Genomic DNA, 16,070 nt, shown 5'->3' with positions numbered 1-16,070 from the left:
TGCTGATCATCGGTTGTGGAAGCGGGGAATACGCTGTTCCCCAATCCAGAAACGCTAGCACAGGGGCCCATTGCGCAACCGATACACCCCACAGATTCAGAGGATCAGGCAAGCAATCCGGCGGAATGCGCAAGTAGCCTCAATCGATGCGCGGATGCTGTTGCGCGAGGGTCTGGCGCCGGGCCTCGAGCTCGGCGATCTGTGCGTCGATGTCCTCGATCTTCTGCTCGATGTTGTCGTGGTGCTCCTGCAGCAGCTCGCGGGCTTCCTCGATATCCGAGGCGGCCGGGGCGGCGCCGCGCAGCGGGCGGTTGGCGGTCTCCTTCATGGTCAGGCCGGTGAGCAGGCCGATCACGGCGATGACCATCAGGTAGTAGGCCGGCATGTACAGGTTGTCGGTGGTCTCCACCAGCCAGGCGGCCAAGGTCGGGGTGAGGCCGGCGATCAGCACCGAGATGTTGAAGGCGCTGGCCAGGGCGCTGTAGCGGATATGGGTGGGGAACATCGCCGGCAGGGTCGAGGCCATCACGCCGATGAAGAAGTTCAGCAGCACGGCGAGGATCAGCAGGCCGGCGAAGATCACCGCCAGCTTGCCGCTGGTGATCAGCATGAACGCCGGGATCGCCAGCAGGAACAGGCCGACGCTGCCAATGATGATGAACGGCTTGCGTCCCCACTTGTCGCTGAGCAGGCCGATGATCGGCTGCACGAAGAGCATGCCGACCATGATCGCGATGATGATCAGCACACCGTGGTCCTCGCTGTAGTGCAGGTTGTGCGAGAGGTAGCTGGGCATGTAGGTGAGCAGCATGTAGTAGGTGACGTTGGTGGCGATCACCACGCCGATGCAGGTCAGGAGGCTGCGCCAGTGCTGGGTGGCGACTTCCTTGAACGATACTTTCGGGCCGCTGGCCAGGCCTTCGCGGTCGCCTTGCTCAAGCTTGTCGACGTGCTGCTGGAACGCTGGGGTTTCCTCCAGTGCATGGCGCAGGTACAGGCCGATCAGGCCCAGCGGCAGGGCCAGGAAAAACGGCAGGCGCCAGCCCCATTCGAGGAACTGCTCCTCGCCGAGCACCGTCGAGATCAGTACCACCACGCCGGCGCCGAGGACGAAGCCGGCGATCGAGCCGAAGTCCAGCCAGCTGCCGAGAAAGCCGCGCTTGCGGTCCGGGGCGTACTCGGCGACAAAGATCGACGCGCCGGTGTATTCGCCGCCCACCGAGAAGCCCTGGGCCATCTTCGCCAGCAACAGCAGGATCGGCGCCCAGATGCCGATGCTGGCGTAGGAGGGGATCAGGCCGATGGCGAAGGTGCTCAGCGACATGATCACGATGGTCGCGGCCAGCACCTTTTGGCGTCCGTAGCGGTCGCCCAGGGCGCCGAAGAACAGCCCGCCCAGCGGGCGGATCAGGAATGGCACGGAGAAGGTGGCCAGGGCCGCGATCATCTGCACGCCGGGGCTGGCGTTGGGGAAGAACACCTTGCCCAGGGCATAGGCGACGAAGCCGTAGACACCGAAGTCGAACCACTCCATGGCATTGCCCAGGGCGGCGGCGGTGATGGCCTTGCGCATCTTGGCGTCGTCGACGATGGTGATGTCCTTCAAACCGATGGGCTTGACGGGTTTCCTGCGTGATTTCATGGGCCGTTGTCCTTGAAGGCTTGGGGCATGGCCATGGTTTGGCCAGCCTTGTACCTAAGGTCAGATACAACGGCGCGCTAAATAATTCCCTGCGAGGGCATTTGCGTCCCTGTAGGAGATTACCCAGCCCTTTGCGTTTGCGCTGTCGCGCGGGGAACTGTTATCCCTGTGGGAGCGGCCTTGTGTCGCGAAAGGGCTGCAAAGCAGCCCCAGGATCTCAGCGGCGACGCATAAATCGCCGGGGCTGCTGCGCAGCCCTTTCGCGACACAAGGCCGCTCCTACAGGGGAGGGCGCAAGGTTTGAGGGCGTTGTTTGTCAAAGCGTGCGAGACATCAACCAATGGCTGTGCCCCCAGGCCTCGAACGGTTCCATGTGCGTCCAGCCGCGCTTGGCGTAATACGCATCCTGGTCATGGGTATGCAGGTAGAGCGTGGCAACTCCGTTGCTGCGGGCATGCTCGCAGATACCTTCGATCAGTTGCTCCGCCAGGCCTTGCCCACGCGCCTCTGGGGCGACGAACACGCAGGCCAGCCAGGGACCGAGGTCGCTGCGCCCGGGCAGGTCATCGCTGGCCAGGGCCGCACTGCCCAGCAGGCGGTCGCCGTCCAGGGCGACCAGGCATTGCCATTGCCCGTTGTGCTGGCCTTCGGCGAACTCGCGTTGCCAGTCGGGCAGCGGCACGTTCGCGTATTCATAGTGGAACTGTTGGTGCAGCCACTGGGCAAGGGTGTCGCTGTGGGCCATGTGGTGTTTCAGCCAGTCCAGGCGGCGCATGACGATGTCCTTTTCAGGGGCAGGAGGGGCGGACCTTTGCGCGAAGCATACACTGCTGTGCATGATCGACGAGGGTGATGGCATTTTGATTTTTTGCCTGCGCAGCCGCTATCCTTGCACCCGCATTCATCAAGGAAGAACCATGCGTCTGTCGTCCTGCCTCAAATCGGTTGTCGCCCTGTCACTGGCCGCCCTGCTCGGAGCCTGCTCCAACTACCACTACAAGGAGTACCAGGGTGACTGGGCGCCTGAGACGATGACGCCCTATGATCTGTCCGGCAACCAGGCCGACGCGCCGGTCGTGTACTTCGCCACCATCCGCTACCGCGCCCTGGGCGTGCCGTTCCATCGCCTGCTGCTGGCCACCCATGTCGATGACCAGTTGCTCGAGGGGGCCGGGCGCCGCTCGATCCTCGATATCGCGGGCAAGCAGGCGCTGCGGCTGACGCCGGGCAAGCACTCGCTGAGCTGGTGCTGGGCCTCGATGAACGCGCTGGGCACCGGTGGCGGCAAATGCGGTTTCACCGCGCGCGACGTCGAGTTCCGTGCAGGCAAGCGCTACATCGTCGATTTTGACACCGTCGATGCCATCAACGGCCCGCCCGGGCGAGAGACGATGACCATCACCATCACCTCCGAGATTCGCGACCTCGATACCCGAGAGGTGGTCTACCCGCCCAAGGGGAGCGACGCGTTGACCAAGAGCATGGGCGGTTGAGGATGTGCTCTGATGCAGACTTACTGGCCACTGTTCTGGCCCAATGACAGCAAAGTCGATCACAGCGCCCCGCAGGTGCGTCTCGATGCGCTGTTGCCGGTTGTCGGGGCGTTCACGCTCGCTTATTTCGAGCGCAATGAGCGCATTCAGGTTGATGAAACCGTTCGGCTCATCTGGTGCCCAAGTGTTTCCGACCTCAATGGCTGGAGTGAGCAACCTTCTGAAATCGCCTTTAGCCATGTGCTGCACGCCAGGGTGGTTGCACTCGATGCTGCCCCTGAATCGACGATCGACTCTGTGCATTTCGGTCTGCGCGGACACATGCTGGAGGTTCTGTCCCTGGAGCGATTGCTACCGGCCTTGTGTGGATGGGCAAACGGTACCGGGGCTTGGGCGTTGCCTCAAGCAGCGACCGAGAATGGCAGCCTGCAGTTATGGGCGGAACTGAGCTGGTGCGGTTGGGCAGAGGTGGCGGGGTACATTTATCTTGTCGGTAGTACGCGAGCCGAGTCGCATCTGGAACTGATCTTCGAACGTGATGGCGATAACCTTGTCGGCTTGTTCCATGTACAGCGAAATCCAGCCGGGACCTTTTTCGACTTCGGGGCGACGTATTTCACCGAATTAGAACGTTGCTTGCTGGAGCGGGTGCTGAATAGCGCTCACCCCTTGTGTGATACTCACCCCCTTTATCTGGTGGAGTAGTCCGGTGTACAGAAAATTTGATCAGTGATACGACGTTGAGCTTTCTATTGATGTTCGCCAGACTTTCCTTCTGCTCGCAAGCCGGAAAGTTTAACCAGCAGGTCGCGTACGACTAAAGTCCGGTGTCTCTCACTCGTTTCTACAAGTACCGTGGGGCCAGACAGTCATCAAGTTAGATTGTTGGACAATTCGATCTCGTCAACCCATATACCGGCTTTACCACAGGCTGTCCAGTGACCCTACGGTCATGCCAAGAGCCATGTGGTAATTAGCAGTCGTTAACTTTTCCGCGAGCGTTTCAACAAACAACGCTCAACTTTCTAAAGTTATAGCGCGTGTGCCGATAACCCTCGGTGACCGTGCTGGGAAGTTCCAAGTACTGCGATTCTCGCTGTGCCTTTGCCTGCGAATGGGTGTTGTATGTCGTACCTGTCTGCTGTTGATCGTCGTCAATTAATGCTGTCTGTCGTACTGGCTTGCCTGTGCGCCGGCAACCTGCATGCCGAGACATTTACCCCCGGCCAGGAAGTGCTGCGCCAACAGCAACAGCAGCAACACGACCTGCAGCAACTGCAACTGGAACAACGCCGCCGGCAACTGCAACGCGGCGCGTTCACCGCGCCCGACACCACCCCACAGACACCCAAGGCCTCGGCCCCGGATGCGCGCTGCTGGCCGCTGGCTGGGGTGCGCATCGGCGGTGTCACGCTGATCGACCGCGCCACCCTCGATGCCCGCATCGACCCCCTGGTGGCCGCGTGCATGGGCGTGGGGCAGATCAACCAGCTGCTGTCGGGCATCACCGCGCTGTACCTGGAAAAGGGCTATATCGCCAGCCGCCCCTACCTGAGCAGCGCCCCGGCGGCCGGGCAGTCGCTGGACATCCTGGTGGACGAAGGCTACCTGGAGGCCATCGAGCTGGCCGACCAGCGCCTGCCGGTGTCCCTGGCCGGGGCCTTCCCCGGCATGCTTGGCGAGCCGCTGAACCTGCGCGACCTGGAGCAGGGCCTGGACCAGCTCAACCGCCTGCGCTCGGTCGACCTCACCGCCGACATCGCCCCCGGCAGCCAGCCGGGCGCCTCGCGGATCATCCTGCGCCCGCGCAGCGCAGGCCAGCCACGGGTTTCCGTGGGCCTGGGCCTGGACAATCTCGGCAGCGCCAGCACCGGCCGTGACCGCAGCGTGCTCAGCCTGAGCCTGGACAACCCGCTGGCGCTCAATGACCTGCTCAGCCTGTCGGCCAGCGATACCCTCAACCAGGGCGATCGCTACAGCCGCAACGCCAGCCTGTACTACGCGATTCCTTATGGTTACTGGACCTTCAGCCTGTTCGCCAGCCATGCCGAGTACCGCTCGCCGATCAAGCTCAGCACCCTGACCCTGCACAGCACCGGCATCACCGACCAGCTCAGCCTGCGCGGCGAGCGCGTGCTGTGGCGCGACCAGCGTCATCAGCTGAGCGCCAGCCTGCAACTGGCGCACAAGGACGTCGACAGCGAATTCGCCAAGGTCCGCCTGGACGTGCAGAGCCCGACGCTGACGGTGGCCGAGGCCGGGCTCAATCTGTTCTGGCTCGACAGCGCGGTGTGGAATCTGGACCTCAACTACGCCCAGGGACTGCATTGGTTTGGCGCCGACGACGATGCCGATCGGCCGGTGCCCGACCTGCCCATGGCGCAGTTTCGCAAGTACCGCGCCGGCCTCGGCCAGTGGCGCAATGGTCAGCTGCTGGGCCAACCCTGGCAGTGGCAGAGCCAGTTCAACCTGCAGTACAGCCCCGACCCGCTGCCAGCCATCGAGCAGTTGCTCGGCACCGACGATTCCGCCGTGCGCGGCTATCGCCTCAGCAGCCTGTCCGGGGCCAGCGGGGCGGTGTGGCGCAACACCCTGCGCCTGCCGCTGCAGCCCCAGGGGCCGTTGACCATCACCCCGCGGCTGGGGCTGGACCACGGCTGGATCAAGGCCGACCACGGCGCCGCCAGCCAGCGCCTGAGCGGCGCGAGCCTGGGCCTGAACCTGAGCTGGAAGGCGCTGCAGCTGGACGTTGACTACCAGCGCAGCCTGACCACCCCCAGCGGTTACCACCGCGAGCCTGAAGTCTGGCTGTTCAGGGCCGCCGTGCAGATTTGAGTCGCACCGAATTAGCAGTACCGACATGGAGAGTGACCTATGCCCAAGACCCCCTTTACCTTCAACCTGTCCCCGCAAGGCAAGCTGCGCTGGGCGATAGCCAGCCTGTTCCTGGCCGCGAGCCTGCCCCAGGCGCTGGCCGGCGGCGTCGTGGTCGCCCCCGGCCCCGGGGGCACGGCACAGTTGCAGACCCAGGGCGGCGTGCCCATCGTCAATATCGTCGCGCCCAACGGCGCGGGCCTGTCGCACAACCAGTTCCTTGACTACAACGTCGACCGCCAGGGCCTGGTACTGAACAACGCCCTGCAGGCCGGCCACTCGCAGCTGGCCGGTGAGCTGGCGGCCAACCCGCAGTTCCAGGGCCAGGCGGCGAGCGTGATCCTCAACGAAGTGGTCAGCCGCAACGCCTCCGCCATCAATGGCGCCCAGGAAATCTTCGGCCGCGCCGCCGACTATGTGCTGGCCAACCCCAACGGCATCTCGGTCAACGGCGCCAGCTTCATCAACGCGCCCAATGCCAGCCTGGTGGTGGGCCGCCCTGAACTGGACGCGGGCCGGCTCAAGGCCCTGGGCACCCAGGACGCCAGCGGCCAGTTGCAGGTGCAGGGCGCCGGCCTGCGCAACGACGGCGGTTCGGTCAACCTGATCGCCCCGCGCATCGACAGCCAGGGTCGCCTGGATGCCCGTGACCAGCTCAACCTCACCGTGGGCCGCAATCAGGTGGACTATGCCAGCGGCCAGGCCAAGGTTGTCGACCACGGCGCGAACAGTGGCGAGCAGCGTATCGACGCCAGCCTGTTCGGCGCGATGCAGGCCGGACGCATCAATATCGTCAGCACCGCGCAGGGCGCTGGTGTGCGGGTCGGGTCGGGGCAGATCGACGGCCGCGACGGCGTGCGTATCGACTCGGCGGGTGACCTGAATATCAGCGGCGCCGCCGTGGCCGACTCGCTGCAGGCGACCCGTGCCGGCGTGCGCAGCAGCCAGGGCGATGTCGAGCTGCATGGTGCCCAGGACCTGACCCTGGCCGCTGCCGACGTGGCCGGGCGCGACGTCAAGCTCGACGCCGGACGCAATCTCACCCTGAGCACCGTGCAAAGCCGCAAGCTCCAGGAAAAACGCGAGAACTGGCGCAGCGGCGCACTGGGCATCGACTGGGAGACCTACCAGCGCACCCAGACCGACAGCGACACCCGCGAGCACGCCACCCGGGTCGTGGCCCAGCGTGATGCCGGGCTGCACGCCGGCCAGGACCTCACCCTCAGCGCCGCCAGCCTCGAGGCGCCCGGCAAACTGCGGCTGGACAGCGGTGCCGACCTGCGCCTGACCGCCGCCACCGAGCGCCAGGTGCAGACCGACCAGGGCAAGCACACCAAGGGCTTCTGGAAGGCCGACTGGGACAACCGCAATGAAACCCAGCGCAGCGTCACCAGCCAGCTCAAGGGTGGCGACATCGCACTGCACGCCAAGGCCTCGGTGCTGGCCGAAGGTGCCCAGCTGACCAGTGGCCAGGACATCCGCATCGCCGGCAAGCAGGTGCAGATCAGCAACGCCTCGCGCACCGACCAGCGTGACAGCCAGAACCAGCAGAGCAAGTTCTTCGGCGTCAGCCACAACGAAGCCAAGCAGAACAGCCGGGAAAGCACCGCGGTGCGCAGCGAGCTGGTGGCCGGTGGCAGCGTCGGCCTGAGCAGCGCCGAGGGCATCGACGTGGTCGGCTCGACGGTCAAGGCCACCGGTGCGCTGAACGCCGAGGCGGCGGGGGATCTGAAGGTCGCCTCGGCCCAGGACACCCGCGAACACAACAGCGCCAGCAGCAGCCGTGGCTTCGTTGCTTCGGCCAAGGAGACCGCGCCGGGCTCCGGGCAGTATCGTGCTGGCGTCGGCTATGCGAGCGATCGCCAGAGCGCCGCTGGCAGCCAGGTCAGCCAGCAGGGTTCCAGCCTCAGCGGTAGCGAAGTACAGCTGGCCGCCGGTGGTAACCTGACCGTCAAGGGCGCTGCGGTGAAGTCCACCGCGGGCGATGCCACCCTGGCCGGCAAGCAGGTGTCGCTGCTGGCCGAGCAGGACAGCCGCAGCGAGTCCCGCGACAGCAGCCATACCGGCGGTGGCGTCTACCTCACCGCTGGCCTCGACCGTGCCGGCGCCGGGGTCGACTTCGCCCATGGCACCCAGCAGGACGCCTCGAGCAGCACCACGGCGAAGACCACCGGCCTCGACAGCGCCGGCAGCGTGAAAATCAAGGCCGATACCCTGGCCAGCGAGGGCGCGCAGGTGAACAGCGCCGGCACCCTGAGCATCAGCGCAGGCCAGGTGGACAACCGCGCGGCCCGCGACACCACCAACAGCAGCCACCAGCAGAGCAGCTGGACGGCGGATGTCGGTGTCAATGTCGAGTACAAGGACATCGCCCGGCCGATCGCCGGGGCGGTCAAGGACGTGGTGGACGGCAAGGTGTCGGTCAAGGATGCCCTTGACGGCAAGCTGCCGCTCAACGACGTCAAGGACGTGCTGGACGGCAAGACTTCGCTGACCGCGGCCCTGGGCAAACTCGGCACGCCGAACCTGGGCGTCGACCTGGCCGTGGGCCATGCCAGCCAGCAGCAGGGCGAGCAGACCGGCACCGCGGTGGTCAGCCAGTTCAACGGCCAGGGCGTCCAGCTGGAGGTGGCCGGCGCGCTGAAAGACCAGGGCACCCGCTACAACGCCAACGGCGGCGCGCTGGAGGTCAAGGCCGGTTCGCTGCAGGCCGACGCGGCCAGCAACACCCACAGCCGCAGCGAGCAGCAGGTGAACGCTGATGTGTCCGCCCGGATCTACACCAAGACCGGCGAGGACCTCAACGTGACTGCCAATGGTTCGGGCGGGAGCAAGCGCCTGAACGAAGATGCATCCACTGCCGTGGTCGGCGCTTTCAGTGGCAGCCAGGGCCTGAACATCCAGGTCGGTGGCGATGCCCGCTTCGAAGGCAGCCGTCTCGACGGTGGCCAGGGCGCGGTGGCTGTCAACACCGGCGGCAAGCTGGCCCTGGACCAGGCCAGCAACCAGGCGCGTCGCGACACCGGCAGCCTCGGTGGCAGCGGTTCGTTGACCGTGGGCACCTTGCCGGTGGGCGACAAGGTCGACCTGGGCGCTGGGTTCCAGCTTGACCATGCCGGCGAGCACAGTGTCGACAGCAAGGCCCAGGTGGCGAGCATCAGCGGCAACGGCCCGGTGCGGCTGGGCAGTGCTGGCGACCAGACCTTGCAGGGCACGCGCATCGACGCGAACGGCCCGGTCGAACTCAAGGCCGGTGGCGCCCTCGACCTGCAGGCCGCCAGCGACACCCGCACCGTCAGCGGCAGCCATCTGGGCGGTGGCCTCAATCTCGGTGGCAAGGCCGCCACCGGTGAGCAGGGCCGTGACCTGAGCGGCAAGCTGGGCGGCAACTTCAATGTGGGCCAGACCAACGAACGTTCGCAGACCCTGACCGGCGGCCAGTTGAACAGCCGCGGCAACGTGGACCTGGCCGGCCAGTCGGTGCATCTGCAGGGCACCCAGGTCGGCGCCACGGCCGTCAACGTCGGCGCAGGCGAGGGTGGCCTGGCGCTGGAGTCGGCGCAGTCCACCCAGGGCCGTACCAACTGGGGCGTCGAGGTGAAGGCCGGGAGCAACCTGAGCCGCACTACGCCGACGGACGCCGGGCAACAGGTCAGCTCGTCCCATGACTTCGACCTGGGCGGCAAGGTGCAGGTGGATCATCTGCAGGCCACCACCCAGCAGAACAGCCATATCGCCGCTGGCGAGGTGACCCTGAACAGTGACGGTGCGGCGCAACTCAGCGGCGCACGGGTCGACGGCCAGCAGGTCGGCGGCAAGCTGGCGGGCGGGTTGACGGTCGCGGAACGCCAGGACACCACCACCTCGGTGCGGGTCGACCTGGGCGCGGGCCTGGCCGGCAAGCCGGGCGAGGCGAAGGAGGGCCAGGAGAAGCCAGGCTTCGACTACACGCCATCGTTCAATGCCCAGGGCGAGTTCGTGCGCAAGGCCGGGGTCACGCAGGCGTCGGGCATCGCGGCGCAGCGTGGGCTGGGGCTGCAGGTCAAGGGCGTGGAGCAGGGCGGTACCACGCTCGGGGCCGAGGTCAAGCCGCTCGGCTACCAGGTCAAGGCCACCCTCGACCTGCCCAAGCTGCCGGAGGCGGGCCTACCCAGCGTGTCGCTGGAGGGCGGCAAGCTGAAGGTCGGGCCGGTGACGGTCGAAGGCCAGGTTGACGGACTGACCAACAAGGGCTGACAGGGCGCGCCTCGTGCCCCCAACCTGAAGAGAGACAACGTGGGAGCGGGCTAGCCCCGCGATCACCGGCGAAGCCGGTGCCATGCACCGCACCGCCTGAATCGCGGGGCAAGCCCGCTCCCACGCTGCTCCAGTCAAATCAAAGAATTATGTTTTGTTCCATGAGAGTCTGCGTGGGAGCAGGCTCGTCATCTTCTGCCCCCTGCAAGCGGGCTAATCCCGCTTTGCAGGATTGTCCGATCCCACCCCCCTCGCTGTCCGCCATTGCCCTGAACCCCCAGCCTGTCCCCGCCTTACTGTTGCTTCCTACCCACCACAAGAAAACGCCGTGCCCAAGCACGGTAGAAGAGGGGAGCACCATGGCGCTTTTCCCACCGCTGCTACCTGCAGCCGTCCTGACCACCCTGGCCCTGCTACTCGGCGGTTGCCGGGACGACAGCAAACCCGCCGTCACCCAGGCCCCCCCCGCGGACCCTGCGTTGGCCGCGCTGTACGCCAGCACCTGCCAGACCTGCCACGCCAACCCAGCGTCCGGCGCCCCCCTGGCAGGCGACGCGGCGGCCTGGGCCCCGCGCCTGGCCCAGGGCGTCGACCGCCTGCTGGAGCACAGCATCAACGGCTACCAGGGCATGCCGCCCATGGGCCTGTGCATGCAGTGCAGCGAGGCGCAGTTCCTTGCCCTGATCGGCTACATGTCCGGCCAGCCCCTCCACTGAGCGCAAGGTACTCCCATGACGATTCACCTTTCCCGTCGTCGCTGGCTGCAACACTCCGGCGCGGCCTGCGCGTTGCTCGCGCTTTCCGCCAACCCGGCACTGGCGCAACTGCTGCGCGCGCCGCGGCTGATCCCCTGGCGCAACTGGTCCGGCGCGCAGAGCTGCCTGCCGGAGGCGCGGCTGGCGCCGCAGAGCCTTGACGAACTGGCCCAGGCCATCCTCCAGGCCCCCGGCAGGGTGCGTCCGGTCGGTTCGGGGCATTCCTTCAGCGCCCTGGTGCCCAGCGACGGCACTCTAGTGTCGCTCGGCTATTTCAGCGGTTTGCTCGACCACGACCCCGCCACCCTGCAGGCCGAGTTCGCTGCCGGCACGCCGATGTCGGCGATGGGCGCGGCGCTCAAGGCGGTCGGCCAGGCGCTGCCGAACATGGCCGACATCGACTACCAGACCCTGGCCGGCGCGATCGCCACCTCGACCCATGGCACCGGCGTCGGCTTTGGCTCGTATTCCTCGAAGGTCACCGGCCTGCAACTGGTCACGGCCAGCGGCGAGGTCCTCGACTGCGACAGCCATCGCCACCCCGAGGTGTTCGCCGCGGCGCGGGTGTCCCTCGGCGCACTGGGCGTGGCCACCCGGATCCGCCTGCAGAACCGCGAGGCCTTCCGCCTGCGCGAACGGCAATGGATCGCCCGCACCGACGAGTTGCTGGAGGACGTGGAGAAGAACACCCGGGAAAACCAGCACTGGGAAATGCTGGTGATCACCCATTCCGACTATGCGCTGTCCATCGCCCTCAATGAAACCAAGGATGCCGCCACCGCTGACCAGGATACGGCCGGCGGCAGTGGCAACGAATTCGTCAGCCTGATCGAGAAGCTCGACAAGTACGGCAGCGACTTTCCTGAAGCCCGGCGCGTACTGCTCAACAGCCTGCGGCATGTCGCCAGCTTCGACGAGCGGGTCGGTGACTCGTACGAGATCTTCGCCAATGTGCGCAACGTGCGCTTCAACGAGATGGAGTACTCGGTGCCCGCCGAGCACGGCCCGGCCTGCCTGCGCGAGATCCTCGCGCTGATCCGTGAGCGCGACCTGCAAACCTGGTTCCCCATCGAGTACCGCTACGTCAAGGCCGACGATATCCCGCTGAGCATGTTCGAAGGGCGTGACAGCTGCTCGATCTCGGTGCACCAGCACTACAGCATGGACCACCACAACTTCTTCGCCGCCATCGAGCCGATCTTCTGGAAATACGCCGGGCGCCCGCACTGGGGCAAGCTGCACACCCTCAATGCGCGCACCCTGCAGCCGCTGTATCCGCGCTGGAAGGCATTCACCGAGGTGCGTCAGGCGCTGGACCCGACAGGCAAGTTCCTCAATGGCCACCTGGCCTCGATCCTCGGCGTTGCCTGAGCACAAGGAGAGGTGATGAACAGACGCAAATTCCTGGTCGGCGCAGCGGGCGCCGGTGTGCTGCTGGCCGCTGCCGGCGCCTGGCTGCGCCCTGGCGCCCAAGGGGCGCCGCACGATGACTATTTCGCCAGGTTGCAGCGCGAGCTGCGCGAGCACGGGCCGATGCGCCCGGTGATGCTGATCGACCTCGACCGCCTGGACCACAACATCGATGTGGTGACCCAGTCGGTGCGCCGCGCCGGCAAGCAGCTGCGCCTGGTGGAGAAGTCGCTGCCCTCGCCGCAGTTGCTCGACTACATCGCCCGGCGTGCCGATACCCGCCGGCTGATGTCGTTCCACCAGCCGTTTCTCAACCACGATGCGCTGCGCTTCCCGGATGCCGACATCCTGCTGGGCAAGCCGCTGCCGGTGCGTTCGGCGCAGCTGTTCTACGAAGAGCACCGCGGCGCTTTCGACCCGGCCAGGCAACTGCAATGGTTGCTCGACACCCCCGAGCGGCTGCAACAGTACCTGGCGTTGGCCCAGGGACTGGGTACAAGGCTGCGGATCAATATCGAGCTGGATGTCGGCCTGCACCGGGGCGGGGTCAAGGACTCGGCGCAGCTGGAGCGGATGCTGGCGATCATCGCCGCCAATCCCCGGCACCTGGCCTTCGCCGGCTTCATGGGCTACGACCCCTTCGTCGGCATGGGCGTACCGGGCATCCTCGGATCGCCACAGGCGCTGTTCGCCAAGGTCATGGGCTTGTACGACGGCTTCGTCGACCACGCCCGCAGCCGTTATCCCGGGTTGTGGCGTACGGACCTGACCCTCAACACCGCCGGCAGCCCTAGCTACCGGATGCACGAGTACGAGCGCACCAGTAGCGAGGTATCGGTGGGTTCGGCTTTGCTCAAGCCCACCCACTATGACCTGCCGTCGCTGCAGGACCACCAGCCGGCGGCCTATATTGCCACGCCGGTGATCAAGCGCACGGGTGCGGTGCAGATTCCGGCGCTGGACGGCAAGTCGGCGTTGTTCGCCTGGTGGGACCCGAATCAGCGCGAGACCTTCTTCATTTATGGCGGCAACTGGCTGGCCGAGCCCGAGTCGCCCAGGGGACTGCGTTTCAACGGCCTTTATGGGCGCAGCTCCAACCAGGAAATGCTCAACGGCTCGGCGGCGGTGGGCCTGCAGGTCGACGACCAGGTGTTCCTGCGCCCGACCCAGTCCGAGGCGATCCTGCTGCAGTTCGGCGACCTGCTGGCGGTACGCGATGGGCGGATTGTCGAGCGCTGGCCGGTGTATGCGTAGCGGGTTGCTGCGCAGTCCATAAATTCATGCATTTCCCTGAATGGGCGGCCATCCCTTTCGCGGCACAAGGCCGCTCCTACAGGCGACCGCACTCCCTGTAGGAGCGGCCTTGTGCCGCGAAAGGGCTGCAAAGCAGCCCCGGCGATCAAGACGTAAACGCTGAAATTAGCAACTGATCGGGCCTCACAAACTAAACGGCAAACTCAGCTTGACCCACAGCATCTCCCCCTCCGGCCTGTTGCGCACCGCGAACTCCTTGGCCCAGCGCGCCTCGATGCTGGCGTACTCGAGAAAGGTGTAATGCAGCGCCGGGCCAATGGCGAACACCTGCCCGCGCACCCCATCATCGACATCCTCACCCATGAAGCTCACGGTCCGGCCGAACTGCTTGTCGTCGGTGGTCTGCTTCACGTAGTAGCCATTGACCCCCAGGCGCAGGTTGTCGGTCACCCGATAGCTGGCCGAATAGTCGAAGTGGAACAGCTGCCCCGAGCGATAGTCGGTGTCATGGTTCTCTTCGTTGAAGCTGTAGGTGGCCTTGACCGACAGCTCGCTACGCTCGCTGGGCAGCCAGGTCGCCGACAGCAGCGGCTTGTAGGTGTAGAAGTTGTTGCTGGTGTTGGCCATGCGCGTGGCTTCGTAGTCGCCGGTGGGCAGGGTGATCTCCAGCGCCGCGCCCAGGGTGAGGTCCGCGCCCATGTCCCACAGGATGATCGGTGCGATGGTGACGTCGCCCTGGCTCTCGCGGCGGCTGCGCTGGCCGAACATCGCCACCTGCTGGCGCATGTAGGGCTGCGCCACGTAGCCGCCGACCCGCCCGCCGAACAGGCGCAGCGGGCTGAGGTAGTCCAGCCGCGGGATGATCGCATCGGAGGTGATCTTCACCTGCTCGACCTTGCCGCCGAGCGAGCTGATGTCCAGTTTTCGCGCCTGGTAGTGGTTGTAGTAGAGATTGAAGGCGAACATGTGCGCCGGCAGCTGGTCGACGTTCAGCGGCAGGACGAAGAAACCGTCGGTGCCGGGGCCGATGTTGTCCACGCCGTTTTCGGTGGCATGGGTCGGGAGGGCGAGGCTGGCGCTGAGCATGCAGGCGGCTGCCGGGGGCAGCCAGGCGAGGCGGGTCGGGTTCATGGTCGGGCTCGTTCTTATTGTTGTGGGCGAGCGGCGTTGTGCCGCCCTATACAAATAAGCGCTGGCCGCCTGGGGGCGCAGGGCCGTGCCGGACAGGCAGGGGGGCTTTGCCGGACACTCTGCAATATTTTGTTACTCTCGCCGTCGGGGCGCGTCCCAGCGCGATATCATGACGGCGCCGAGCGCAGTGCCCCCGACAACAAGAACCTCAGGCGCCTCGGCCCGGGAGCAGCCTTTCATGCCCAGTACCCCCCTTGACCCGCAACTCGACCTGGCGCTGGCCTCGCCGTTCATGTTGCAGACCTTGCTCCAGCTCGCCAGCGACCGTGGCCTGGACGGCGAGCGGCTGTGTCGAGGCCTGGGCTTCACCCCGGCCGAGCTGCAGGACCCGGCCCAGCGCATCGCCTGTCGCCAGGCCGTGGCACTGATCCAGCGCACCCTGCAGGCCTTGCCCGGGCAGGGCCTGGGGCTGTGGGTCGGGCATCGCAATGTACTGGGCACCCTGGGCCTGCTCGGCCACGTGCTGTCGTTGTGCAGGACCTTGCGCGATGCCTTCGAGGTAGGCGCGCGCTACCAGCACGCCAGCGGCGGCATCGCGGTCTACAGTCTTCACGAGGACGAGCGGGAGACCTTTATCGAGGTCGACTGCCGGCTGCCCAACGCCGAGATCCAGGTGTTCGCGGTGGAGGAGTTCTTCGCCAGCCTGATGGTCTACGGCCGGACGCTGATCGGTACCGAGTTCCAGCCGCTGCGTTTCGAGTTCACCCATCCCGCGCCGGCCTACCGGGACACTTACGTGCATCTGTTAGGGCCGGCAGTAGCGTTCGGCTGCCTGCACAACCGCATGGTGATCGCCAGCCGTTGGCTCGACCAGTCGTTGCCCGGGCATCAGCCGGTCGCCCTGCGCCAGGCGCTCAAACTGCTGGAGCTGGAGTGCGCGCCGCTGCAGCACAAGGCCAGCCTGCTGCAGAGCGTGGAGCGCGCCATCGCCCGCGACCTGCCCGGGGGCTGCCGGATCGACAGTGTCGCCGCCGACCTCAACATGAGCAGCCGTACCCTGCGCCGGCACCTGACCGAGCACGGCGTGACCTTCGAAGGCTTGCAGGAGCAGGTGCGCCAATCGCGGGCAACGAGCCTGCTGGGCAACCCGAACATGCCCATCGAACGCATTGCCGAAGCGCTGGGCTACAGCGATGTGCGCGGCTTTCGCCGGGCGTTCAAGCGCTGGACCGGACAGAGCCCCTCGGCCTGGCGCGACAGCCCGACCCTGTAGGG

11 protein-coding genes are annotated in these 16,070 nt (G+C 66.1%); 8 read left to right on the top strand and 3 right to left on the bottom strand.

From position 1 onward, the window contains the following. Positions 1-139: 139 nt before the first annotated feature. Both proP and ACZ899_RS09595 read right to left on the bottom strand, forming a co-directional pair. Positions 140-1,642, bottom strand: coding sequence for a glycine betaine/L-proline transporter ProP (proP, locus tag ACZ899_RS09600; protein ID WP_203647303.1), 1,503 nt, complete (start codon positions 1,640-1,642; stop codon positions 140-142). 316 nt (positions 1,643-1,958) lie between these two features. After that, positions 1,959-2,417, bottom strand: coding sequence for a GNAT family N-acetyltransferase (locus ACZ899_RS09595; RefSeq protein WP_234562444.1), 459 nt, complete (start codon positions 2,415-2,417; stop codon positions 1,959-1,961). A 142-nt stretch (positions 2,418-2,559) separates the two neighbouring features. Between ACZ899_RS09595 and ACZ899_RS09590 the strand changes: the two genes are divergently transcribed. From ACZ899_RS09590 to ACZ899_RS09560, 7 genes are all read left to right on the top strand, one after another. Beyond that, positions 2,560-3,135, top strand: coding sequence for a hypothetical protein (locus ACZ899_RS09590; RefSeq protein WP_234562445.1), 576 nt, complete (start codon positions 2,560-2,562; stop codon positions 3,133-3,135). Between the two features lie 12 nt (positions 3,136-3,147). Next, positions 3,148-3,840, top strand: coding sequence for a hypothetical protein (locus ACZ899_RS09585; RefSeq protein WP_234562446.1), 693 nt, complete (start codon positions 3,148-3,150; stop codon positions 3,838-3,840). A gap of 456 nt (positions 3,841-4,296) precedes the next feature. Further along, a complete protein-coding gene (locus ACZ899_RS09580; protein WP_442800031.1) occupies positions 4,297-5,970 on the top strand; it encodes a ShlB/FhaC/HecB family hemolysin secretion/activation protein in 1,674 nt (557 codons plus the stop codon). A gap of 39 nt (positions 5,971-6,009) precedes the next feature. After that, complete coding sequence (locus ACZ899_RS09575; RefSeq protein ID WP_234562448.1) at positions 6,010-10,245, top strand: hemagglutinin repeat-containing protein; 4,236 nt, start codon at positions 6,010-6,012, stop codon at positions 10,243-10,245. 359 nt (positions 10,246-10,604) lie between these two features. After that, the gene (locus ACZ899_RS09570; RefSeq protein WP_203647298.1) at positions 10,605-10,961 is read left to right on the top strand and encodes a c-type cytochrome; all 357 of its coding nucleotides are present in this window, start codon (positions 10,605-10,607) and stop codon (positions 10,959-10,961) included. A gap of 15 nt (positions 10,962-10,976) precedes the next feature. Beyond that, complete coding sequence (locus ACZ899_RS09565; protein ID WP_234562449.1) at positions 10,977-12,371, top strand: D-arabinono-1,4-lactone oxidase; 1,395 nt, start codon at positions 10,977-10,979, stop codon at positions 12,369-12,371. A 15-nt stretch (positions 12,372-12,386) separates the two neighbouring features. Then, a complete protein-coding gene (locus ACZ899_RS09560; protein WP_442800032.1) occupies positions 12,387-13,664 on the top strand; it encodes a DSD1 family PLP-dependent enzyme in 1,278 nt (425 codons plus the stop codon). Positions 13,665-13,847: 183 nt separating this feature from the next. On the opposite strand, the gene ACZ899_RS09555 is transcribed toward ACZ899_RS09560, so the two are convergent. Further along, positions 13,848-14,750, bottom strand: coding sequence for a SphA family protein (locus ACZ899_RS09555; protein WP_232856931.1), 903 nt, complete (start codon positions 14,748-14,750; stop codon positions 13,848-13,850). 283 nt (positions 14,751-15,033) lie between these two features. On the opposite strand from ACZ899_RS09555, the gene ACZ899_RS09550 reads away from it, so the two are divergent. Continuing rightward, entirely contained in the window at positions 15,034-16,068 is a 1,035-nt protein-coding gene (locus ACZ899_RS09550) for an AraC family transcriptional regulator (protein ID WP_234562450.1), read from the top strand. The last annotated feature ends 2 nt before the right edge of the window (positions 16,069-16,070 follow it).

The sequence above is a fragment of the Pseudomonas sp. TE31087 genome, from assembly GCF_057284075.1.
This window is presented reverse-complemented; position numbering and strand designations above follow the sequence as displayed.